This window comes from Corynebacterium tapiri, from assembly GCF_006334925.1.
Taxonomy (GTDB): Bacteria; Actinomycetota; Actinomycetes; order Mycobacteriales; family Mycobacteriaceae; genus Corynebacterium; species Corynebacterium tapiri.
The window spans coordinates 86,372-105,767 of the sequence record NZ_VDHJ01000001.1; the positions used below are offsets into that span (position 1 = coordinate 86,372).

Here is a 19,396-nt window from a genome sequence, read left to right on the forward strand (position 1 = left end):
GCGGCTCTACTTCTCAGCAGCGCGCGGATCGCCCGCCTGCTGGTTCTGCGTCCACAGGGAGCGCGCCGGGATCTTGTCCAGATCAGCGCGATCGGCGTACTTCTTGGCCACCTCTTCGACCTCGTGCAGCAGGCCCTCCGCCAGGGTCGTGGGGTTCAGGCCCAGGTCGAGGAAGGTTTCGTTGACCACGTGCAGCTCATTCTCCGCGGACTCCTTGCGTGGGTTGGGAACGAGGGCGACCTCGGCCCCGGAGACCTTGCCGATGAGCTCTGCCAGGTCGCGGACGCGGTGAGTCTCGGTCATCTGGTTGAAGATCTTGACCTTCTGTCCACGAGCCGGCGGATTGTTCAGAGCGATCTCGATGCAGCGGACCATGTCGCGGATGTGGATGAATGCGCGGGTCTGGCCACCGGTGCCGTGCACGGTGAGGGGGTAGCCTACGGCGGACTGCATGAGGAAACGATTGAGCACCGTGCCATAGTCGCCGTCGTAATCGAAGCGGTTGATCAGGCGCTCATCGCGAGCCGTCTGCTCCGTGGTGGTTCCCCAGATGATGCCCTGGTGGAGATCAGTGATGCGCAGCTCGTCGTTCTTGGCGTAGTACGCAAAGAGGTGCTGATCCAGCACCTTGGTCATGTGATAGACCGAGCCCGGGTTGGAGGGGTACAGGATCTCCTGGGTGATGGTGCGCTCTTCAGCCGGCTGACCGTTCTCGTCCTCGTCCGTGGTTACCTGCACCTCGAGGTAGCCCTCGGGAATCTTCATGCCGGCGGTGCCGTAGCCGTACACGCCCATGGTGCCCAGGTGCACCACATGGATGTCTTGTTGCGTCTCGACGATCGCCGCCAGCAGGTTATGCGTCGCACGCACGTTGTTGTCTACCGTGTAGCGCTTGTTGCGCGCGTTCTTCATGGAGTACGGAGCGGCACGCTGCTCAGCGAAGTGCACCACGGCATCTGGGCGCTGCGTGTTGAGGAAATCGAGCAGCGCATCGTATTCCTCGGCAACGTCGATGTTGGCAAAGCCAATCTTCTTACCGGAGACCTCTTCCCAGGCGGCCAGGCGGTCGTCGATAGAGGCAATGGGAGTCAGCGACTCAGCACCGAGTTCCTCGTCGATTGCGCGTCGAGACAAGTTGTCCACGATGACAACGTCGTGCCCCTGGTCAGATAGATACAGGGACGCGGGCCAGCCACAGAAGCCGTCACCGCCGAGGATCGCAACCTTCACTGCGTTACTCCAATGCATGCCAAAAAAGATGAAAATGGACTAAAGCGTCATCGTAGCGAACCCCCGGGTTGTTCACAGGGTGAGACGCCGTGTGGGGAATGTGGTGTATCACTCGACGACGAATGCCAACCCGTCGAATTCGAATGTATGTGGCGTGGAGGTCATGGCGGCCAGGGCGGTGCAGATGGGATCCGTAATCGGGATGATCCACCCGTGTTCCGGATCCAGAGCGACCTTGCGGGAGCGAGGAACTGGGGTGATGGTGACGTGACGATCCCCGCCGCGCAGTTGAATTGGTTGGCGCTGGCGGCATGCTCGGGCTACTGCGGGGGCAGCATCGGTTGCCAGCACTACGATCACGTAACCGGCGGCGGTGCGCACCTCGGCCCGGGCGTGGTCGGCTATCAGCGCCTCTTCAGGTAGTTCGGGGAGCTTTTCACTGTTGAGCCAACGAGCCAGAAATCCCATGTGCTTAGACTAGTCAGGCATGAACCACCAGACGATCGATGCACACGAGGTCGCCCTCATCATCGAGGGCGGTGGAATGCGGGCCGCGGTGACTGCGCCGGCCATCGTCAAACTCATTGAGGAGGACGTGCGTTTCGGCTGGGTGGGTGGAATCTCCGCCGGATCCAGCCATGCAGCCAACTACCTCAGCGGAGATGCCCGCCGAGCACGCGAGTCCTTTACCAACTTCGCCGGACATCCAGAATTCGGTGGTTGGGGCTCGTTTATGCGGGGCCGTGGTTATTTCAATGCCGAGTTCATCTATGAGAATTCGGCGGAGGACTACCTGCCGTACGACTTTGAGGCGTTCCTAAACCACCCGGCTCAGCTCCACATCGAGGGAACACGGGTGGACACTGGGGAGGGGGTGGCCTGGACAAGAAAGGACATTAAGGAGCCGGTCGACCTCTTCAAGAGGGTGCGGGCGTCCTCGACCCTGCCCGGCTTGATGCGCACCCCAGCCATCGATGGGGTGCACTACGTCGACGGGGCACTGGGCAGCTCGGGCGGCCTGCTCATCCAGGCTGCGCGAGATGCGGGATTTAGCAAATTCGCCGTGCTGTCCACCCGCGAGCGCGGGTATCGCAAGCCACCGGTGCGCAGTCCCCGGGCGGTGCGCCAGCTAGCCAGGCGCACTCCCGCCGTTGCGGAGGCGATGATCAATCGGCCTTCTCGCTATAACGCTTCTGCAGAGCAGATCGCTCGCCTGGAGAAAAACGGCGACGCTCTGGTATTTCACCCAACAGCGCGTTTGGTGTCCACAGGCGAGCGTGATCCGGAAAAGCTCGCTGGTCTTTATGAAGAGGGCCGCGCCCAGTTCGAGCAGGAATGGCCACAGTGGCTTGAGTTCTTAAGCGCCTAGGCGCCGCAAGACGCTAAAGGCGCGATGCGCGATGACCTGACCCTGCTCGGGGGTGCGGGGATCTGGGAGATCGTAGAACTCCTCCAAAGCTGAGAGCGCGGTGACCCCGAGAAGGTGCATGACTAGCTCGCGTTCGCGCTCCGATTCAAACTCCAAGCGCAGCGCAGCCTGGTCGTCCAACGCCTTGTGGTCGATCTGCTCGTGCGCATCCGGGGCAAGCACTTTCAACACATCCAATGCCCGAAACATGACGGGGAAAGTATCTAGCCCTTGGTTATCCGTCTCGAGCATATGCACTAGGAGTTCTTCCACAGCATCGATCAAATCGATCTGTGCGGGCAGCGCAGCTAGGTGCTCTGCAAAGTCGTCGACACGCAATTGACAATAAGCGACCAGGGCAGCTTCTCGGGACGGGAAGTAATTGTGAAAGGTCCGGACAGACACTTCGGCGCGGGAGGCGATAGCGGCAACCGTCAGGCCATCGACGCCTTCATCCATGGACAGAGCCGCCGCCGCGTATGCGATCTTTCGACTCGTTGCGGCTTTCTTGGCCTCCCGCAGTCCGCTCATGTCGTCGGAACCTCCTTAGCAAGCTTCTCTCCCTCAATATCTACCTTGGGGACGATGCGTTGCAGGAATCGGGGGAAGGCCCAAGCGCGATCCCCGAGGAGGTACATCGTTGCGGGAATGATAGTCATGCGCACGATGAACGCGTCGATGGCAACAGCGCTGGCCAGGGCGAATCCCATAGTGCGAATGAACGGCATGTCTTGCGCGATGAACGCAGCGAACACCGCGATCATGATCAGCGCGGCTGAGGTGACTACGCGGGCTCCGTGCTTGAACCCGTTGGCGGTAGCGTTTCCGGCCGTCTTGCCGTGGAAATAACCCTCACGCATGCGCGTGACCAGGAATACCTGATAGTCCATGGCGAGGCCGAAAACGAGGCCGATGAGCATGATCGGTAGGAAGCTGATCAGCGGCTGCGGATCGCTGATCAGACCCAGCCATCCCTCCTGGAACAGCGCGACCGTGACACCAAAGGTGGCTGCCACGGAGAGCCCAAAGCCCAGGGCTGCAATGAGTGGAACCCAGATTGAGCGGAATACCACCATGAGCACGATGAATGCCAAGACCAAGACGATGGCGATGTAGGGGATGAGCACGTCTTGCAGGCGATCTGACATATCGTCGAATACTGCAGTCGCGCCAGTGATGCCATAGGTTGCGCCGGTCGCATCGTGGAACTGCGCTTCATTGTTGCGCAGCTCTTGCAGAGCATTGCTCGTGGCCTCGTCGACGGCGTCAGTGGAAGGCGTGATCAGGACCTGCGCCGCCGTTGAGTCATCATTCATGGCGACTACTTGCGCGTTGACCACTCCCTCGACTGCCTCGAAGTCATGCACGGCTTGAGCTGTCACTGCCGGGCGCTCCTGGGCAGGAACATCGGGCATCTCTACCAGTGCGATCATCGGGGCGGTGCGTCCAGGACCGAACCCGTCCGCAACCATCTCATGAGCCGTGCGCGCTGGGGTTCCCGGCGCCTCGCTGGCATCGGTGGGCATAGCCAAGCGCATGTGTGCGGCTGGGATAGCGAGCAAGGCAAGCAGAATCACGCCGGCAACGAGGTGGAGGGCGGGATGCTGACGGATGCGGCGTACCCAGCGCAGACCCATGGTCGGCTTTTCATTTTCGGGGTCGGGAACCTGGGGCCCAGGGATACGCCCACTGAATGCGCGCTTGCCCCATAGTCCCAAGAGGGCGGGCAAGAAGGTCAATGCCACGAGGACCGCAATGACGACGGTCCCTGCTGCCGCCAATGCCATGGCTGTGAGAAACGGGATATTGATGATCGACAGCGCAGCCAAGGCGATGATGACGGTGAGCCCGGCAAACACCACGGATCCACCGGCGGTGCCGGCTGCCAGCCCCATGGCATGGGAGCGAGTCTGCTTGTCGGTAGAACGCACCCGCTCGGAGAATTCCTGTGGTCCCAGGTCTTGGGAATTAGTGATTCGGACAAGCTCCGTGCGGAAGCGCGCAACGATGAACAAGGAGTAATCGATGCCAACGGCCAAACCGATCATGACTGCCAAGGTGGGAGTCATGTCAGTGACCTGGTCGGTGAAAGCCGTGGTGAGCATGATGCCCATAGATCCCAACCCCACTCCGATAAGGGCAGAAATAATTGGCATACCTGCGGCTACGAGCGATCCGAACGCAATGAGAAGGACAATTGCTGCAACGGCGAGACCGATGAGCTCACTGGAGCCTCCGGGGCCGGCCATGTCCTTAAACCCATTGCCGTTGTATGCCACCTGGATGTGGTGGTGATCGTTCTGCAGTACGTCCGTGACTGCCTGGCGTTGCTCAGTCGTTACGTCTTGGGCGGTGGGGGCATCGAAGGTGACTGCGACAGTGCCGGTTTTCGCGTCCTCGCTAAGTGGGGAGGCAGAGGCCAGGTCTTTCGCGATCTCTTCCGGAGGCATACCTTGAGCCTCGAGCTGCGGGCGCATCTTCATCTCGATCCCGGCTGCGGCGGTTGCCGGATCGACGATGCTGTCGGGGTTTTTAAGCGCACCGGTCTGCTTGACCTCGTCCAACATGGCTTGGACTTCGTGTTGCACCTCCGGATCGCGCAGAGTGCCCTCATTCGCCCTGATCACGATGGAACCGGACGGGGCAGAGACAGAATCTTCCGCGGAGGGGAAGAGTTCCTTCATCCGGTCTTGGGTTTCCACCGCGGGTAGTCCGGGAATGGAGAATGACGAGGCAGGAGAGGTGGCAAATGCTGCGGAAAAGCCTCCCACAACGGCTAGCACGAGAATCCAAGCTGCGATAAACGGCCAGGAGCGCCTATAGGCAAGGCGTCCCAGGCGGTAGAGGAATGTTGACACGGGACAGCGTCCTTCCGGATACAAACGATGCAGTACCCGTGCAACATTACATAATTAGCGCAAAATTGCACACCCGGTGCAAAAATTAGTCTGCGACGAGTGGCTCCATTGTGAGCTCCGGGTGTTCCTTCTCTACGAAGGCCAGCTTCCACTTATCCCCGAACAGGGCGATCAGTTCGCCATCGGTTCGGGTAAAGATCTCCACCCCGCGCTGCTTGCCCAGCACAGGCGCAGACTCCGCGTCCGTGCGTCGGGCAACGGAGTAGGGGATCGGATCCGTGACGGTCTCCACGTTGTACTCGTTTTCCATGCGGGCCTGCATCACTTCGAACTGCATGGGGCCGACCGCGGCCATGACCGGGGCGGCGTCACCGCGAGCGTCGTTACGCAAGATCTGCACCACACCCTCGGCGTCGAGCTGCTCGAGCGCCTTGCGGAACTGCTTGTATTTGCCCAGCGACTTCGCCCGCAAGGTACGGAAGTGCTCCGGGGCGAACTGCGGCATCGGTGGGAACTGCACCTTACGTCCGGCGTAGATCGTGTCGCCCGGGGCGAGCGATCCCGCGTTGACCAGACCCACGATGTCTCCCGGGTAGGCAGTCTCTACTGTCGCGCGGGTCCGTCCGAACACGGTGAGGGCGTACTTGGTGGAGAAGCTTCGCGACGACTGTGCGTGCGTGACCTGCATTCCGCGGTCGAACTCGCCGGAGACAACGCGCATGAACGCCAACGTGTCGCGGTGATTCTTATCCATGCCGGCTTGCACCTTGAACACCACGCCAGAGAAGTCGGCATCGAGCTCGCGGGTCTCATCCATGGCGCTCGTGCTGGCAGCGACGGCAGCCGGATCGCTTGAGCGCGGGCGAGGAGCAGGTGCGATGGCGCAGAGCGTGTCCAGGATCTGGTGCACACCGAAGTTGAGCATCGCCGAGGCGAAGATGAGGGGAGAGGTCTCGCAGGCCTCGAAAAGCTCCTGGTCGTGCAGGGCGCCGTCGGCGGCGAGCAACTCCGCCTCTTCCACCGCGGTCTCCCATAGGTCGGCCTCTTTATCAGCAGCCTCGTCGGGGGAGTAGTGCTCCTCCGGGGCGATGGTGGCGCCACCGGCGGTACGCAGGAAGTGGATGTAGTTATCGGCCTCGCCGTCCTCGTTGATGTGTGCGAGGCCCTTGAACTCTCCGGCCGGGCCCACCGGCCAGTACAGAGGCGTGGGCTGGAGACCGATCTCGGTGACGATCTCGTCGACCAGCTCCAAGGGCTCGCGGCCGACGCGGTCCCACTTGTTGATCACCGTGACGATCGGCAACCCGCGGGCCTTACACACTCGGAAGAGCTTCAGGGTCTGGGGCTCGAGGCCCTTGGCAGCGTCGATAAGCATCACCGCGGCGTCCACGGCAGAGAGCACGCGGTAGGTGTCCTCCGAGAAGTCGGAGTGGCCCGGGGTGTCCACGAGGTTGATCATGTAGGGCTCACCGGTATGGCCCTCGGGTTGGTACTCGAACTGCAGGGCAGAAGAGGCCACCGAGATGCCGCGGTCCTTCTCCATCTCCATCCAGTCCGAGACGGTGGCCTTACGCCCGCCCTTGCCGTGCACCGCGCCGGCCTCCGAAATGATGTGCGCGTGCAGCGCCAATGCCTCCGTAAGAGTGGACTTACCGGCGTCCGGGTGGGCAATGACGGCGAACGTGCGGCGACGCTTGGCTTCGGAGGAGGTGCTCATAGCGCTCCAGGTTAGTTTGTGGCGCGCATGAACCGATAAAGCAGGCTCTTACCACTGAAGGTTGAGCTCGGCATTGAGGGTGGACACTACCCCAGCGGCGGCGTCAGCATGCGGGATGCGCACGGGCCTGTTCGGAGTGAGGTAGAACGCTCCGCGTTCGAAGTGCACGCCCGGGGTGCCATCGGCAAAGTGGGCCAGACGGTTACCGCCGGAGGAAGGTTGAAGCACACCAATTTTGCGGGTCAGATTGTAAAACTTGCTAAAACCCCAGTTCGTTCCGGACGAGAAATTCGAGGCCAACACTCCGGGATGGAAAGAGACAGGATTGATCTCTGGAACGCGGCGGGCGAGCTCGGCGGAAACGAGGGCATCACCCAGCTTGGCGTTGCCGTAGGCGCGCGAGGTGTCGAACTTCTTCAGCGACTGCACGTCCATGGGGTCGAACTTGGCCATGATGAGCGCGGCTAGCGAGGAGGTAGCCACCACCGTGGCGCGCGACTTGCGCAGCGGCTCGAGCAGCAAATTGGTGAGCAAGAACGGAGCTACGACGTTGACCTGCCACGTCTTTTCGTACCCGTCTTCGGTCATGTCGGGACCGTCGAAAATTCCACCGGCGTTGTTGGCCAAGGCATCGATGGAATCAGTGGTCTCCAGTATCTGCTCGGCCAACGCGCGGACCTGATCGAGCGAAACGAAATCGCACGTCAGGGGTTCACAGTCGAACTGCTCAGCTACCGCTTTCGTCTTAGCTGCAGAGCGACCGACTGCGAGAATGCGGGCATCCGGATGTGCGGTACGCAGGCGTTCGACGGCGGCTTTGCCGATGCCGTCCGAGGCGCCGGTGATCACATAAGTTCGCATGCCCGCCAGGGTAACTACTTTTCCACGTCCTTGGAGATGATCTCGCCGGAGTGAGCATCGATGTCGTACTCGAACTGGTCGTTACCCACGTTGAACTCGACCTCCCAGCTGTCGCGCCCGTCGTCGGTGTCGAAGTCGGAGCGGTCCCACTCGGTGACCTGGTCGCGCGGTACACCGGCGTCCTTCAAAGCGATGTCCTCGGCCTTTTCCTTGGAGATCTCCGGCTGAGCCTTCTCCGTGGAGGTCGGGGCGGCGCTGGTGACTGTGGTGACGCTGGAGGTGGCGTCCTTAGCCTTCTCCTCCACGTTGGTCGCCTGATCACCGCAGGCGGTGAGTACCAGGCCAGCGGAGGCGACGAGGGCGATTCCGAAAGTACGTGTCATCTTGGCTCCTTTGTAGAAGTTGCGAATACGTACTTACGACCATAGATACGCTAAGCCCGCGGGTGCGAAATACATGAGAAAAGTCTCACACTTAGCGTTTGCTATGAATCTTGTGCTGAGCTCGCTCGAGGCCCTCTGTAGTGACCAAACGCGCAGCTTCGGCGGCGGTGTTGATCGTCTGAGTTTGATCGTTTTCGCTGCGGTCCAGCACGTAATCGGGCACGCTGACTCCCTTAGGCGGGCGTCCAATTCCTACGCGGATGCGAATGTAATCGCGGGTTCCGAGCTCGGCAGTGAGTGATTTCAGGCCATTATGGCCGTTTTCATTTCCTCCGCGTTTGATTTTGATGGCGCCTTCGGGGAGGTCGAGCTCGTCGTGAATGACCACGATGTTTTCGGGGGCAACGCCGAGGCGACGGGCAAGCGGGGCAACCGCTTCACCGGAGGCATTCATGTAGGTCAAGGGCTTCACCGCTAGCGCTTTGCCCACGATCGCGCCTTCAGCGTTCACTCGCGGTTGCGGGCGCAGCTCGTCGACAAGCGTATCCACTGCGGCGAATCCCACGTTGTGCCGAGTGTCGACGTACTCGCTGCCGGGATTGCCGAGGCCCACGATCAGCCAAGAGACCTCGGGTGGACGGCGACGAAAGAAATTAAGCCACTTCACAGCAGACAGTGTGGCATAGAGTCGACAAGCATGAGCGTGCTTGCAGACCTAGACATGCCGATAATCGCTGCCCCCATGGCCGGTGGCCCCAGCACCCCAGAGCTGGTGCGTGCCGTTTCTGAAGCTGGTGGCCTTGGTTTTCTAGCCACCGGGACCGTGAATGCAAATCAGGCTCAGGCCTGGATGCAGCAATGTGCTGGGCTGACCTACGGGGTCAACGTGTTCATGCCCCAGGAGCCGCTGGAGGATCTGTCTGAGGTCCGCAAGCTCGCCGCAGAGCTCGGGGTGAGTGAACTGCCGGAGGTCGATTTCACCTGCGACTTCGATGCCATCTTCCAGGCCGTACTCTCCGCAGAACACCCACCTGCGGTGTTGAGTGCCACCTTTGGATGTTTCAGTGCAGAACAGATCGCTGCCCTGCATGAACGCGGAATCGAGGCCTGGGTAACGGTCACGCGCCCAGAGGACGCGGCGACCGCCACTCATCGGGGCGCCGACGCACTCATTGTGCAGGGGCCGCTAGCTGGAGGGCACCGCTCCACGTGGACAGTCGAGGAAGAGCCCGACTCACGAGACCTCATCGACCTGCTTTATGCGTGCCGCGGTTCCCTGCCCGTCATCGCCGCTGGGGGAATCACAAGAGAGACGCTTCTCGACGTCCACCAGCACTCCGATGCCGTCGCCCTCGGCTCAGCCTTCCTCCTGGCAGCAGAAGCCGGTACCAGCTCCATGAACCGCCAGCTCTTGCTGGCTGGCGGTGAAAGCGTGAGCACGCGCGCATTTTCTGGGCGATACGCACGCGGGCTGCGCACTCCTTTTACGGATACGCATGACATAGGCCCGGTGTATCCCTACCTCAACGCGTTGTTGAAGCAGCGACGCACCGAGCCTGAATATGCCTATTGCCTAGTGGGTGCTCACTGGGACGACAGAGAACGACCAGCAGCAGACATCATGGAGGAACTTAAAGCCATCGTGGAGGAGTAGGAGTTGTCGAGCCATCCTGGGTGGTTACTCCGCGATCGCCGCGGCCACTGGCCCAGCGGACCAGTCCTGGCAGTGAACCCGTAATAACGGTGTCCTCCTCGCCTTCATGCACCGCCAACTTCTCTCCGGTATCGGTGTTGAGCAGTACCAAGCCATGACCAGTGTCGCTCTTTGCCCACTTGCCCAGGATCTCGGGTAACAGAGTGCGCAAAATGACGTCGGGAATGTCAGAGAACGTCGCATCCACATCGAGGTCAACCGAGTGAATCCATACCTCGCGGGCACGCATCCAGAATGTCTCGGCCATGTCGACTTCTCGACCCTGAGCGGTAGTCACAGTGTGGGAAAACGCCGTTTCAGGGGCATCGCGCCAGGCCACATCGAGACGAACCAACGTATGGTCATGCAGATTGCGCAGGGCATCTGGGCGCAGCGTAGCCCCGTGGGCGATCTCCTCGTTGCGTGCTTCCGGGGAAGCGTACATCGGGGTTTTTACCCCTGTCGTGGCCCAATTTACCAGGTTCACCAGTGCGTTGGCGTTATACGCCACATGCGCGATGAGAGTGGCGCGGTCCCAACCGTCGAGAAGCGTCGGTTCGCTGAAGTCCTCATTGTCGATAGAGGAGAGCTGCCCCGAGTACAGGGCAGTGCCGCGACGAACGAGGTCGAGCCGTTGTTCGAGAGAGAGGTCGTGAAATGACGTCATTACTCGAACACCGTGGTGTTGGCGATGTGGCCCAGGCCCTCGATCTCGACGCGGACGGTGTCGCCGTTGCCGATGTAGCGCTTGGGGTCGCGAGCGTGACCGACGCCGCCCGGGGTACCGGTGACAATCACGTCGCCAGCGTCCAGCGGATAGATGTGGGAGATGTACTCGATGAGCTTCTGCGGGCTGAAGACCAGATCATCGGTCGGGGTGGTCTGTACCTTCTCCTCACCGAGGTAGGTGGCCAGCTCGCCGCCGAAGGTGAAGGAGTCCGGGGTGGTCAGCCAGGGGCCGAAGCCGGAGGACTTCTCCAGGGACTTACCCTGGTGCCACTGCAGGGTGCGGTACTGGTAGTCGCGGGTGGTGTAGTCGTTCATGATGGCGTAGCCGGCGATGTAGTCGTTGGCCTCAGCCTCGGACACGCGACGAGCGCGCTTGCCGATGATCACTGCCAGCTCGCCCTCCCAGTCCAGGGCACCAGCGGCATAGTCCGGGACCTTGACCTCATCGTATGGCCCGGTCAAAGCGTCCGGGAACTTCACAAACAGGGTCGGGTGCTCCGGGAGCTCGCGCCCCATCTCCTTGATGTGATTGGCGTAGTTCAGGCCAACGCACACGATCTTCTTCGGTGCCGGAACGACGGCGTCCAGCTCGTTCGGCTCAAAGGAAACCTGCTCGCCGGAGGCGTTGGCGGCCAGCTCGCGCCAGTTCTCCTGGGCGAGGAGATCACCGACGTTGGCGAAGCCCTCGATGATGACGGCGCTGTTCTCACCCTCCACGCGGGCGGCGTGGGTGGAGTTGTTCCTACGCAGAGTTGCAAGACGCATAGCTGTTTAAATTCCTTCCGGGTTGAAAGTGCGATTGAGATCGAGCTTTTCAAAGATTGGGTGATCACTGAAGCAGAAGAGGTCAGCACCCTCGCTGCCTGCGGCGATATGCCAGGGCTTCCACGACGGTACGTTGACCACGTCACCGCGCTTGAGCTCGAAGGTTTTCTCACCAATAAAGGCGGTAGCCGAACCTTCGAAAACCTGGAACACGCGGTTACCCACCTCGTGCAAAGTCTTGGTCACCGCATCAGGGCGCAGGCGGTGGAACTCAGCACGAATGGTAGGCATGACATCGCTACCGGTAGTGGGGTTGGTAAAGCGGATTGCAGCGTGGCCAGGGGAGACTACGCCGGGGAAGCCGGCATCCTCCAGAGCGAGCTGCTCGCTCAGAGCGCGATCGGTGAACTCCCAGGCGTAGCGACCAATGGGGGAGGCTGCGCGTGCTCCCGGATAGGCAACAGGGCGTAGCCCCGGATGGGCCCACAAGCGCTCCGAGCGAGAGTGCTCTGGGGTTGATTCGTCTGTCAGGCGCTCTGTGCCGTATTCGAAAAAGCCAGTGTCCATCTGGCGAGCAAAGGGTATATCCAAGCCATCGAGCCAAGCCATCGGCTCCGTGGCGATGTTGTGGTGGCCGTGATAGGCCCAACCTGGGGTGAGCAGGAAATCACCGCGGCGCATGGGCACTGCGTCGCCGTTGACAACTGTCCACACGCCTTCGCCCTCGATGACGAAGCGGAAAGCATTCTGGGAATGTCGGTGCTCCGGGGCGTTTTCCCCAGGGGCGAGATATTGGATGGCTGCCCACAGGGTGGGAGCGATGTAGGTGGGGCCGCCAAGACCGGGGTTGGCCAACCCGAGCGCACGACGCTCGCCGCCACGGCCGACGGGGACGAGTTCACCCGAACGCTGGGCGATGGAGTACAACTCCTCCCAATCCCAACGGTGAGCAACTGCATCGGGCTCCGGATGATTCGGCATGAGGTTGCCGATCTGGCGCCACAACGGTTTGAGATGCAGCTGCTCCATGCGGTCATACATCGCGTTGAGCTCGCGTTCCTCTTCGGGCGTGGGCTCAGGCACTTGGGGTGCGACATGGGTGGTCGAGTAATCGTTCTCGTTCACAAAGCCTCACCTCTCCTCACTGATCGTATGGGTGTGGTGTGTCACAGAACGTATGTAAGACTTTCGGGGGCCTCAATTGCATTCCATATAGCGGAAAATCAGGGGCATGTTGGGGGTGATTTCACCCCCACTTGTGATCTGTATCGGGCGTTGATCTGTGGATAAGCCTCCGGTTGAGATCTCGCACATGCCTCAAAAGCGTGGTTGTACTGAGCTTTTGCGACTTGGGAAATCGGGAAGACGGGGAGGCGATAGACAGGGCGCCAACGATGTCTCCCAGGTCATTTTTTAGGCACGCCCCGACAGCGGATACGTCGCTTTCGTAAAGCCCTCGATTTACGGCAATGCCGCTCTGGCGAATCCGGTGGAGTTGGCGTCTGAAGTCGGTGAAAGGCTCATCGGCCATGTCGGGATATAGCCGACGAAGCTCGACTTGAGAGAGCTCTGCGAGCATCGCCCTGCCACCCGAATTGAGTTCAGCAGGCATGACTTGCCCTCTTCTGGACCCCACGCGGACGGGGGCGGTGCCCTCGACTGAGTGTAAGAAGTGGCATGTCCCCTCGGTCAGGATCATGAGATGGCAGGTTTCGCCACATTCAGTGGCGATGGCGTGCATATAGGGGGAGGCGGCCTCGACCAGGGCACGGCCTACCCCAGGGCGCAGTGGGGGTGCGCCTAAAGCTGGCCCGGGCAAATAGGAGCGGGACTCGGTGCGGACTGCGAATCCCCTGTACACCAGCATTGCCATCGAGCGGTGCACTGTTGAAGGGGAAATTCCGAATCTCCGCGCTGCGGTGGAGATGGTTACCTCTCCGTGGGAGCGCAACAAAGTAACCAGCGCGAGAGCTAGATCGACGGACTGAAGATAGTCCTTGGGGGTTGTGCCGTGGATGGGGGTGTTGAGATTCATGGACTCTCTTTCCGCTATGTGGAATTCCTTTGATGGTAACCCCTGACACCCGAAGTATGTGTGCATGACCCAGACCACATCTAGAGCTTCGGGCCTCACCATCCTCGGTGCGTCCGGACGCAACCTCGCAGCCGTCCTCCTCGGTTGGTTCTTTGTCATCTTCGACGGGTACGACCTCATCGTCTATGGCACTGTCCAGGCGAAACTGATGCAGGAGTGGGGGCTGTCCCCAGCGCAGGCAGGAACGCTTGGGTCTATGGCCTTCATCGGAATGGTTATCGGAGCAGTCACCGTCGGACGTCTATCGGACCGAGTAGGACGAAAAACCGCAGTTATTGGTTCCGTGGTCGTTCTGTCCATCTTCACCCTGTTGTGTGGACTGGCTCCATCTGCCGCAGTGTTCGGTCTCTGCCGGTTGATTGCCGGCATCGGCTTGGGCGGATTGGTTCCCTCTGTGAACGCGATGGTTGCTGACCTCGTCCCCAAGGACAAGCTGTCTGCCTGGTCGACCGTCATGATGTCGGGCGTTCCGCTGGGCGGTTCCATTGCCGCGTTGCTGGCTCAAGTCATCGTTCCCAGCCATGAAGAGCACGGCTGGCGCATCATGTTCTTCCTTGCGCTCATCCCCATCCTCATCGGTTTGCCTTTGGCGATGCGTCTGATCCCTTCGGACAAAGCGATCGCTGTCCAAAACAATCGAGCCCAGCACAAGGGGAAAACTGCAGGCTTCTCGGCGCTTTTTAGCCCGGGTTTAGCTCCCATCACTGTGATGTTCACGGTTGCTACCTTTGTCACCTTGTTGGCCTGGTATGGCCTGGGGACCTGGCTGCCAAAACTGATGATGGATCAGGGATACAACCTTGGCGCGTCCCTGAACTTCGCCTTAGCGCTCAACCTGGGCGCAGTGGCTGGTTCGGTGATCACGGCGTGGGCAGGAGACAGGTTCGGGCCTTTGGCATCGGGAACTGTCGCCGCGCTGCTTGCTGGTCTTGCCCTGCTAAGCCTGCTCGCGACCCCATCGACAGTGGCGATCTACGTCATTCTCATCCTGGCCGGTGTGGGAACGCATGGTACTCAGATCCTGATCATTGCAGCGATTTCCCGTTTCTACCCGAGCGAACTACGGGGTACGGGCCTGGGATGGGCCCTGGGAATGGGGCGCATCGGTGCAGTCCTGGCGCCCCAGTTGGCAGGGCTTCTTCTCGGATGGGGCTTGGGGCCCACATCCAACTACCTCATGTTCGCCGTCGCGGCCTTGTTGTCCTCTGGGTGTCTGCTCGTACTTATGCGACTCCAGCGCACTCGCCGCAATCGAACTTAAGAAAAACCTCTCACTTTTAAGGAGCACAGCATGACTACGACGTCTGAACTCAAGGGACAACGCATCATCATCTCCGGAGGCGGCATTGGCGGGGCCTCGGGCGCACTGGCGTTGGCGCTACGTGGTGCGGAAGTCACGTTGTACGAACAGCACGCCGAATTCAAGGAAGTGGGAGCCGGGCTGCAGATCGGTCCTCACGGCGTCAAGATGCTTCGTCAGTGGGGACTAGCTGATGAAGCAATCTCCGCAGGCTACTTGCCTAAGCACATGCAGTTTCGTGATGCAGTAACCGCAGAGCAAATCCTGTCGATGGACTTTGGAGAAGAATTCCGGGAGCACTACGGGGAGCCCTACCTGGTGATCCATCGTTCTGACCTGCTCAATCTCCTCGTTGATGCTGCGCGAAAAGCTGGCGCTCGCCTAGTCAACAGCGTGAAGGTAATAGACGGCAGAGATGAAGGGGACCACGTCTCGGTCGATATCCAGGATTGTGCATCTCAAGAGGTCTCGACAGTCACAGCTGACGTCCTCGTTGGCTTTGATGGCACTCACTCAGTGTTGAGAAAAAAGCTTGTCGACGACGATCCTGTTCCCTCGGCTTATGTTGCCTACCGGGGGACCTCATCGCTTCCCGACGATCCCGAGATGGCGGGTTTGGAATCAGTCGTTGGTTACATCGGTCCTCGTTGTCACTTCATCCAGTACCCGCTTCGGGGAGGGGAGCTTCTCAATCAGGTAGCCGTGTTCCAGTCGCCGCGCTACCTGGAATCCTTGATGAAGGGCCAAGAAGCACCGGACGATTGGGGCAACAACGATGAATTCCGCGATGCATTTGGCCACACCAGCGAGAAGATTCAGGGACGTCTTTCCCACATGTGGTTGGACAAGTGGTGGCAGATGGCGGATCGCGACCCCCTGACCGATTGGGTGGTTAGTGATCGCATCATCGTGATGGGGGATGCCGCTCACCCACCCCTGCAATACATCGCTTCCGGAGCAATTATGGCGATGGAAGATGCTGAGACGCTAGCGCAGTACGCGGCTGACAATGCCCGGTCTGGGTCAGTTCACTGGGGAACGGTACTGCGCGAAGTCTCTGACGAGCGCGTCCCGCGTTGCACTCGCATTCAGTTGACCTCGCGGTTATGGGGAGAGCTCTGGCACGTAGATGGCATTGCGCGCCACGTACGCAACGAGACGTTCCGTATGGCACAGCGGCATGGTTGGTTCCACTACGCGGACTGGTTGTGGAATTACGACCCGGCACGTCGGGAATACCTCACCGACCCCTCCAAGGGGCAGTTACCTGCAGCGCTACGCGACTGGGAATACAACCTGACCACGATCGCCCGCCAGGCAGACAAGCTCACGGTCTAGAGCTCAGTTGCCAGACGCTCAACTTCATCGGCAGCGTCTGCCGCCATGATTGAGAGCTCGATGCGCTCCTTGGCACTAAACGGCTTGAGCACAAACACCGACGGGTCCATGCGGCCCGGAGGCCGGCCGATTCCCAGGCTCACGCGGTGGTAATCGCGCGTGCCCAAAGCAGAGCTGATGGACTTTAGGCCGTTGTGTCCCTTGTCCCCGCCGCCCAGACGATGGCGGACTGTGCCTAGGTCGAGCTCCAATTCGTCGTGAAGCACCACGAGATCAGCGGGGGAGCAGCCGAAGTAATCCGCGAGAGCCTTGACCGGGCCACCCGACAGATTCATGTAACTGCGGGTGCGGGCAGCGATGATCGTTCGCCCGGGGGTGTGCAGGCGAGCGCACTCGGTGTTGGTCCGCTTATGCGCGCTGAGGCGAGCCTGGTGGCGCGACAAGAGCTCGTCGAGAACCGAGACGCCCGCGTTGTGCCGAGTGTTCTCGTACTTCGGTCCGGGGTTGCCGAGCGCAATGACTAGGAGGTCGCTAGAAGTCACAGTGCACAAGCTTAAGCCCCCGCCACGAATCAACGCGACGGGGGCTTAACAAGCCACTAGAGAGTGCTTAGCTCTCCTCGGACTGAGAGGACTCCTCGGTGGCCTCGACCTCGGACGGATCCTCCGGGGCGCCTTCCTCGACAGCCTCGGCCTCTTCGCCCTCCTCCGGCACGTCCGGAATCTCTTCCTCGGTGACGTTGATGACGAGGGTATCCTCCTCGGCCAGCAGGGTGCAGGCGTCCGGCAGGGTCAGCTCGCCAGCGGTGATCTGAGTGCCGATCTCCAGGCCCTCGACGTTGACGGTCAGCTCTTCCGGAATCTTCAGCGCGTCGACCTCGACCAGGATGGAGTCGACGTCCTGCAGCAGCTGAGCACCCGGGGCAACCTCGCCCTCGGTGATGATCGGGACCTCGACCTCGACCTTCTCGCCACGCTTAATGGCCAGCAGGTCGATGTGGTCGATGTCCAGGGTCAGAACGTTCTGGTCAACGTGCTTGACCATAGCCAGGTGCTGCTCACCCTCGATCTCGAGCTCGAGGACGGCATTGACGCCATCGTTACGCACCAGGGCGGTCATCTCGAGCAGGTCCACGTGGAAGTGGATCGGGTCGATGCCGTGTCCGTAGAGAACACCGGGCAGGCGCCAATCGCGACGCAGACGGCGGGAAGCACCCTTGCCGAACTCGGTACGGTTCTCAGCCTTGATCACAGGGGTCTGTGCCATGACTTTTCTCCTTTGATAGTTGAGAATGTTGCGTTCTCGCGGCCGAGGGCAAGCACAAAAGCCTGCGACGGACTCGCGTGTTCTCGTCGAGTCATCGCAGGCTTGAAAAGTAAGTCTGGATTTCATCATCGCGTCGATAACGGCTCACACATGGTGCGCCCTCGCCGAGACGGATCCAAGACTAGCAGCAGGCGGCGGGCCTAACCAAGTTGCAGTGTGGTGTCCTCGCCGGTCTTCCACCCGTAGGAGCGCTCCACGGCTCGGTTCCAATCGCGGTAGAGCTTGTCCACCTCCTCCTGGTCCATGGAGGGGTTCCAGACCTTGTCCACGGCACCGGTAGAGCGCACCGTCGATAGCTCATCCCAGTACCCCACCGCGAACCCGGCAGCAAAGGCTGCGCCCAGCGCGGTGGTTTCGATGACCTTGGGGCGAACGACGTCGACGCCGAGGATGTCCGCCTGGAACTGCATCAGCAGCTCATTAGAGACCATGCCGCCATCGACGCGCAGGTTCTCGATCTCCATGCCGGAGCTTTCGACCATAGCGTCGAGGACCTCGCGAGTCTGGTAAGCCGTGGCTTCCAGAACCGCGCGGGCCAGGTGATTGCGGTTGGAAAAGCGCGTCAGGCCGACGATCACACCGCGGGCGTCGGCACGCCAGCGGGGAGCGAAGAGACCGGAGAACGCTGGCACGATGTACACGCCGCCGTTGTCCTTGACCTCGCGGGCCATGTTTTCCACGGCGGGGGAGTTGGGGATCAGCTGGAGCTGGTCGCGCAACCACTGCACGAGAGAACCGCCGATAGCCACCGAGCCTTCCAGTGCGTAGACGGGCTTCTGGTTTTCGATCTGGTAGCACACCGTCGTCAGCAGGCCATTATCGGAGAACTGTGGGGTAGTTCCCGTGTTGAGCAGCATGAACAGGCCGGTTCCGTAGGTGTTCTTGGCCTCGCCCTCGCGGAAGCAGCCCTGGCCGAACATCGCTGCTTGCTGGTCGCCGAGAACCGCGCGGATTGGTACTCCAGAAAGCGAACCACGCTGGCGCACGGTGCCGAAGTCGCCCACCGAGGGGCGGATCTCCGGCAGGATGCTCATCGGGATGTTCAGTTCTGCACAGAGTTCTTCGTCCCACTGCAAGGTCTTCAGATCCATGAGCAGGGTGCGCGACGCGTTGGTCACATCGGTGACGTGCAGGGCGTCGCGATCACCGTCGCCCTGCGCACCGCCGGTCAGGTTCCACAACAGCCAGGTATCAATCGTGCCGAAGCACAGCTCCCCAGCCTCGGCCCGCTCGCGCGCGCCCTCGACGTTGTCCAGGATCCACATCAGGCGCGGACCAGCGGGGTAGGAATTGATCAGCAGGCCGGTGCGCTCAAGCCAGCGGTCCGGGCCCTCGTCGCCGACGAGTTCTTCGCAGATGTCGGTGGTGCGGGTGTCCTGCCAGACGATGGCGTTGTAGACGGGCTTGCCCGTGGAACGATCCCACACGACGGTGGTCTCGCGCTGGTTGGTGATGCCCAGCGAGACGATGTCCGCGGGGGACAGGTCGCCGTCGGCAAGCGCCGCACCGACCGCACGACGAGTGTTGTGCCAGATCTCCTCGGGATCGTGCTCCACCCAGCCGGCCTCGGGCAGAATCTGCTCGTGCTCGAACTGGCCAGAGGCAACCAGCTGGCCGTCATGGTCGACGATGACACAGCGGGTCGAGGTCGTTCCCTGGTCGATGGCAGCTACGTACTTTTGGGTCATGTCTC

At 60.9% G+C, this 19,396-nt stretch carries 19 protein-coding genes; 4 read left to right on the forward strand and 15 right to left on the reverse strand.

The window, feature by feature from the left end:
* Positions 1–6 precede the first annotated feature (6 nt).
* Both FHE74_RS00450 and FHE74_RS00455 read right to left on the reverse strand, forming a co-directional pair.
* Positions 7–1,230, reverse strand: coding sequence for an NAD-dependent epimerase/dehydratase family protein (locus FHE74_RS00450; protein ID WP_139464575.1), 1,224 nt, complete (start codon positions 1,228–1,230; stop codon positions 7–9).
* A 108-nt stretch (positions 1,231–1,338) separates the two neighbouring features.
* Positions 1,339–1,698, reverse strand: coding sequence for a hypothetical protein (locus FHE74_RS00455; protein ID WP_139464454.1), 360 nt, complete (start codon positions 1,696–1,698; stop codon positions 1,339–1,341).
* A 19-nt stretch (positions 1,699–1,717) separates the two neighbouring features.
* On the opposite strand from FHE74_RS00455, the gene FHE74_RS00460 reads away from it, so the two are divergent.
* On the forward strand, positions 1,718–2,599 hold the full coding sequence (locus tag FHE74_RS00460; RefSeq protein WP_139464455.1) for a patatin-like phospholipase family protein: 882 nt from the start codon (positions 1,718–1,720) through the stop codon (positions 2,597–2,599).
* On the opposite strand, the gene FHE74_RS00465 is transcribed toward FHE74_RS00460, so the two are convergent.
* From FHE74_RS00465 to pth (FHE74_RS00490), 6 genes are all read right to left on the reverse strand, one after another.
* Positions 2,588–3,169: a TetR/AcrR family transcriptional regulator gene (locus tag FHE74_RS00465; protein ID WP_139464456.1), complete on the reverse strand. Its 582-nt coding sequence runs from the start codon at positions 3,167–3,169 to the stop codon at positions 2,588–2,590. The two genes, FHE74_RS00460 and FHE74_RS00465, sit on opposite strands and share 12 nt — an antisense overlap.
* Positions 3,166–5,496: an MMPL family transporter gene (locus tag FHE74_RS00470; protein ID WP_139464457.1), complete on the reverse strand. Its 2,331-nt coding sequence runs from the start codon at positions 5,494–5,496 to the stop codon at positions 3,166–3,168. Before FHE74_RS00470 ends, FHE74_RS00465 begins: the two co-directional genes overlap by 4 nt.
* 85 nt (positions 5,497–5,581) lie before the next feature.
* Positions 5,582–7,213: a peptide chain release factor 3 gene (locus FHE74_RS00475; protein WP_139464458.1), complete on the reverse strand. Its 1,632-nt coding sequence runs from the start codon at positions 7,211–7,213 to the stop codon at positions 5,582–5,584.
* 48 nt (positions 7,214–7,261) lie between these two features.
* A complete protein-coding gene (locus FHE74_RS00480) occupies positions 7,262–8,074 on the reverse strand; it encodes an SDR family NAD(P)-dependent oxidoreductase (RefSeq protein WP_139464459.1) in 813 nt (270 codons plus the stop codon).
* 14 nt (positions 8,075–8,088) lie between these two features.
* On the reverse strand, positions 8,089–8,457 hold the full coding sequence (locus tag FHE74_RS00485) for a PepSY domain-containing protein (RefSeq protein WP_139464460.1): 369 nt from the start codon (positions 8,455–8,457) through the stop codon (positions 8,089–8,091).
* Positions 8,458–8,548: 91 nt separating this feature from the next.
* Positions 8,549–9,133 carry an aminoacyl-tRNA hydrolase gene (gene pth, locus FHE74_RS00490; RefSeq protein ID WP_139464461.1) on the reverse strand — a complete coding sequence of 195 codons (585 nt, stop codon included), beginning with the start codon at positions 9,131–9,133 and terminating at the stop codon, positions 8,549–8,551.
* A 21-nt stretch (positions 9,134–9,154) separates the two neighbouring features.
* Between pth (FHE74_RS00490) and FHE74_RS00495 the strand changes: the two genes are divergently transcribed.
* Positions 9,155–10,111, forward strand: a complete 957-nt coding sequence (locus tag FHE74_RS00495) for a nitronate monooxygenase (protein ID WP_139464462.1) — start codon at positions 9,155–9,157, stop codon at positions 10,109–10,111.
* On the opposite strand, the gene FHE74_RS00500 is transcribed toward FHE74_RS00495, so the two are convergent.
* The 4 genes from FHE74_RS00500 to FHE74_RS00515 form a co-directional block, all read right to left on the reverse strand.
* Positions 10,089–10,817 carry a maleylpyruvate isomerase family mycothiol-dependent enzyme gene (locus tag FHE74_RS00500; RefSeq protein ID WP_139464463.1) on the reverse strand — a complete coding sequence of 243 codons (729 nt, stop codon included), beginning with the start codon at positions 10,815–10,817 and terminating at the stop codon, positions 10,089–10,091. The genes FHE74_RS00495 and FHE74_RS00500 overlap by 23 nt on opposite strands.
* Positions 10,817–11,644: a fumarylacetoacetate hydrolase family protein gene (locus FHE74_RS00505; protein ID WP_139464464.1), complete on the reverse strand. Its 828-nt coding sequence runs from the start codon at positions 11,642–11,644 to the stop codon at positions 10,817–10,819. Before FHE74_RS00505 ends, FHE74_RS00500 begins: the two co-directional genes overlap by 1 nt.
* A gap of 6 nt (positions 11,645–11,650) precedes the next feature.
* Positions 11,651–12,685 (reverse strand): cupin domain-containing protein, encoded by a 1,035-nt coding sequence (locus tag FHE74_RS00510; RefSeq protein WP_246049094.1) that lies wholly within the window; start codon positions 12,683–12,685, stop codon positions 11,651–11,653.
* 205 nt (positions 12,686–12,890) lie between these two features.
* Positions 12,891–13,859 carry an IclR family transcriptional regulator gene (locus tag FHE74_RS00515; protein ID WP_342773725.1) on the reverse strand — a complete coding sequence of 323 codons (969 nt, stop codon included), beginning with the start codon at positions 13,857–13,859 and terminating at the stop codon, positions 12,891–12,893.
* On the opposite strand from FHE74_RS00515, the gene FHE74_RS00520 reads away from it, so the two are divergent.
* Complete coding sequence (locus tag FHE74_RS00520; RefSeq protein WP_139464467.1) at positions 13,744–15,000, forward strand: MFS transporter; 1,257 nt, start codon at positions 13,744–13,746, stop codon at positions 14,998–15,000. The two genes, FHE74_RS00515 and FHE74_RS00520, sit on opposite strands and share 116 nt — an antisense overlap.
* A gap of 30 nt (positions 15,001–15,030) precedes the next feature.
* Positions 15,031–16,377 (forward strand): FAD-dependent monooxygenase, encoded by a 1,347-nt coding sequence (locus FHE74_RS00525; RefSeq protein WP_139464468.1) that lies wholly within the window; start codon positions 15,031–15,033, stop codon positions 16,375–16,377.
* On the opposite strand, the gene pth (FHE74_RS00530) is transcribed toward FHE74_RS00525, so the two are convergent.
* From pth (FHE74_RS00530) to glpK, 3 genes are all read right to left on the reverse strand, one after another.
* Positions 16,374–16,919 carry an aminoacyl-tRNA hydrolase gene (gene pth, locus FHE74_RS00530; protein WP_139464469.1) on the reverse strand — a complete coding sequence of 182 codons (546 nt, stop codon included), beginning with the start codon at positions 16,917–16,919 and terminating at the stop codon, positions 16,374–16,376. The genes FHE74_RS00525 and pth (FHE74_RS00530) overlap by 4 nt on opposite strands.
* Before the next feature lie 67 nt (positions 16,920–16,986).
* On the reverse strand, positions 16,987–17,643 hold the full coding sequence (locus FHE74_RS00535) for a 50S ribosomal protein L25/general stress protein Ctc (RefSeq protein ID WP_139464470.1): 657 nt from the start codon (positions 17,641–17,643) through the stop codon (positions 16,987–16,989).
* 200 nt (positions 17,644–17,843) lie between these two features.
* Positions 17,844–19,391, reverse strand: a complete 1,548-nt coding sequence (gene glpK / locus FHE74_RS00540) for a glycerol kinase GlpK (protein ID WP_139464471.1) — start codon at positions 19,389–19,391, stop codon at positions 17,844–17,846.
* Positions 19,392–19,396 lie beyond the last annotated feature (5 nt).

Excerpts from the sequence above, each read along its gene's own strand:
- FHE74_RS00455 (WP_139464454.1), bottom strand. The coding sequence starts at position 1,698 with ATGGGATTTCTGGCTCGTTGGCTCAACAGTGAAAAGCTCCCCGAACTA.
- FHE74_RS00460 (WP_139464455.1), top strand. The coding sequence starts at position 1,718 with ATGAACCACCAGACGATCGATGCACACGAGGTCGCCCTCATCATCGAG.
- FHE74_RS00465 (WP_139464456.1), bottom strand. The coding sequence starts at position 3,169 with ATGAGCGGACTGCGGGAGGCCAAGAAAGCCGCAACGAGTCGAAAGATC.
- FHE74_RS00475 (WP_139464458.1), bottom strand. The coding sequence starts at position 7,213 with ATGAGCACCTCCTCCGAAGCCAAGCGTCGCCGCACGTTCGCCGTCATT.
- FHE74_RS00480 (WP_139464459.1), bottom strand. The coding sequence starts at position 8,074 with ATGCGAACTTATGTGATCACCGGCGCCTCGGACGGCATCGGCAAAGCC.
- FHE74_RS00485 (WP_139464460.1), bottom strand. The coding sequence starts at position 8,457 with ATGACACGTACTTTCGGAATCGCCCTCGTCGCCTCCGCTGGCCTGGTA.
- FHE74_RS00495 (WP_139464462.1), top strand. The coding sequence starts at position 9,155 with ATGAGCGTGCTTGCAGACCTAGACATGCCGATAATCGCTGCCCCCATG.
- FHE74_RS00500 (WP_139464463.1), bottom strand. The coding sequence starts at position 10,817 with ATGACGTCATTTCACGACCTCTCTCTCGAACAACGGCTCGACCTCGTT.
- FHE74_RS00505 (WP_139464464.1), bottom strand. The coding sequence starts at position 11,644 with ATGCGTCTTGCAACTCTGCGTAGGAACAACTCCACCCACGCCGCCCGC.
- FHE74_RS00510 (WP_246049094.1), bottom strand. The coding sequence starts at position 12,685 with ATGTATGACCGCATGGAGCAGCTGCATCTCAAACCGTTGTGGCGCCAG.
- FHE74_RS00520 (WP_139464467.1), top strand. The coding sequence starts at position 13,744 with ATGACCCAGACCACATCTAGAGCTTCGGGCCTCACCATCCTCGGTGCG.
- FHE74_RS00515 (WP_342773725.1), bottom strand. The coding sequence starts at position 13,859 with ATGAGGTCGTACCCGTCGAAGATGACAAAGAACCAACCGAGGAGGACG.
- FHE74_RS00525 (WP_139464468.1), top strand. The coding sequence starts at position 15,031 with ATGACTACGACGTCTGAACTCAAGGGACAACGCATCATCATCTCCGGA.
- FHE74_RS00535 (WP_139464470.1), bottom strand. The coding sequence starts at position 17,643 with ATGGCACAGACCCCTGTGATCAAGGCTGAGAACCGTACCGAGTTCGGC.
- glpK (WP_139464471.1), bottom strand. The coding sequence starts at position 19,391 with ATGACCCAAAAGTACGTAGCTGCCATCGACCAGGGAACGACCTCGACC.